This is a genomic window from Bacillus sp. 05T31, assembly GCF_056396725.1.
Genome location: NZ_JBFTMA010000666.1, coordinates 1 through 2488 on the forward strand (window position 1 = coordinate 1; position 2488 = coordinate 2488).

At 34.8% G+C, this 2488-nt stretch carries 2 protein-coding genes; one reads left to right on the forward strand and one right to left on the reverse strand.

Annotation, left to right across the window (positions count from 1 at the left end; genetic code table 11):
* Window positions 1–981: preprotein translocase subunit SecA (locus AC1DJR_RS26260; RefSeq protein WP_477003885.1), on the reverse strand; the 981-nt coding region annotated here is incomplete at its 3' end.
* A 269-nt stretch (window positions 982–1250) separates the two neighbouring features.
* On the opposite strand from AC1DJR_RS26260, the gene AC1DJR_RS26265 reads away from it, so the two are divergent.
* Window positions 1251–2488, forward strand: a 1238-nt coding sequence (locus tag AC1DJR_RS26265; RefSeq protein WP_477003886.1) for a putative polysaccharide biosynthesis protein, incomplete at its 3' end; no start/stop codon positions are given.

Sequence of the window (2488 nt, forward strand, 5' to 3'; positions counted from 1 at the left end):
ACCATCCATAACACGTCCTGTGAAAATATCTACAAGTAGTATTTTTTCATCATGCACAATATAGTCAACGTCAAGCTGGAAAGCGACATTGGCACGTAATGATTGAATCATATAATGGTATAGAGTTTGATGCTCTAAATCATATAAGTTATCGATGTCAAATAAATCTTCTATTTTTGTAATACCGTCTTCTGTAAAACTAGCTGATTTCGATTCTGCATCGTATGTATAGTGAAGGGTATCTTGGAATGATTTAATAACTTTTGCACATAAATAATGCAAATCAGAGCTACCTGATTTCTTCCCAGCGATAATAAGTGGCGTTTTCGCCTCATCAATTAAAACGCTATCAATCTCATCGATAATAGCAAAGTGATAGGGGCGCTGAACTTGATCATTTTGTGAAGCAGCCATATTATCGCGAAGATAGTCAAAGCCAAACTCTGTTCCAATACCGTATGTAATATCAGCTTTGTACGCAAGTTTCTTTTCAGAAGGATCGATTTGAGGAATATTTAATCCAACTTGTAAGCCTAGAAATTCATGAACTTGGCCAATTAACTCTTTATCACGCTTCGCTAAGTAATCGTTTACAGTAATAACATGAACGCCTTTTCCTTCAAGGGCACGTACATATGTTGGGAGAGAGGAAACTAATGTTTTTCCTTCACCAGTTGGCATCTCTGCAATATTACCTTCTAGTAATACAAGTCCTCCGATTAACTGCACATCGTAATGGCGTAATCCAAGCACACGTTTTGCGGCTTCGCGTACAACAGCGAATGCTTCTACTTTTATGTCATCAACTGTTTTACCATCCGTAAGCATACTTTTGAATGTGACAGTTTTGTGACGTAATTCTTCGTCAGGTAAATCAGCCATTTGTTTTTCCAAATCATTAATATCTTGAACGAGTTGTTCATATTTTTTTAGCTTTCTTTTTTGAGAATCTCCTAACAATTTCTTTACCGAATTCAGCATGTTGTAAACACTCCTCTTACTGACAATAGCTACATTATAGCACATGTTTATCTTGAACAAGTAGAAGTAGTAAATTGAAGAAAATACTGGATAAAAAAACATATATATGGCACATATTATATTTAAAACATAAAAAGAAAGAGAGTATTCAATATATAAGAAATTTGGTATGATAACTAAATGAGATAAAGTGATGATTCTCAAGTTGAATGAATAATATGGATTTAATATTTTATGTAGATTATATATTGAAAGAAAAGAGATAGAAGATGAATAAAAAGTTTGTAAAAGGCGCTGCGATTTTAACCGTTACAACGTTTATATCGAAAGTAGTGGGGAGTTTTTTTCAAATTCCATTGCAAAATATAGCAGGGGATGAAGTACTTGGGATTTTTCGCCTTGTTTTTCCTGTATATATGATAGCCTTAACTTTATCAGTAGCGGGAGTCCCGCTAGCAATATCCCAGTTAATAGCTGATCTTCATGAAAAGAATGATCGTGACGGAATAGCTAAATTGTTTACGTCCGCATCTATTATCGGTGTTATATTTGGGGTGCTCGGATTTTTAATTATTATCATTGGATCGAGTRGCATTGCAAATATGCTTGGTGGGCAAGAGACGAGGCTAGCATTAATTGTTACTTCGTTTGCTTTATTAATYGCACCGTATATGGCAGTGTACCGTGGATATTTCCAAGGGTTCGGAGATATGATACCTACTGGTGTATCACAAGTAATTGAACAGTTGATACGCGTATTCTTTATGCTAATAATAGCCTATATATTTGTATATTGGAATAAAGGTAGTGATATCATAACTGGCGGAGCGATGATCGGTTCTTGTTTTGGTGTTATTACGTCACTCATATATTTGCGAATGAAATATGTGAAAAGCACGTATCGCTATAAGAGCGAAACATATTCATTACAAGATTTTAAGACAAACGCGAAAAACATACTTCGTGTTTCAATTCCAATTGCAATCGGAGCGTTATCGATGCCTGTTTTAAATTTAGTTGATTCTGTAACAATTCCACATGTGCTACATGAATCTTCTACAACTATTCAGGAACAATTTGGTATATATAGCCGTGGTTTTGCATTTACGCAATTAATTGTTGTATTTGCAAGTGCGATAGTATTTCCGTTAATTCCATTATTAACAGCTGCTTTAACAAAAAAAGATATTGCTTTAGCTAAACTGACAGTAAAACGTACAAATGAATTTGCGCACGTTTTAACAATGCCGATAACGATATGGCTTATGGCGCTTGCAGTACCGCTTAATGTTGCATTATTTACAGATACAAAAGGAAGTGGCATGTTAGCTATTTTAATTGGTAGCTCGTATTTCACATCACTTATGGTATTATCAATAGGAATCTTGCAAGGGATTAATCGTTCGATGCAAGCAGCATGGATTGTCATCGGTGTAAGTTTTGTAAAAATTGTATTAAATATAGCGCTAGTAAACCAATTCGGTATAAATGGAGCAGCGTATAGTAC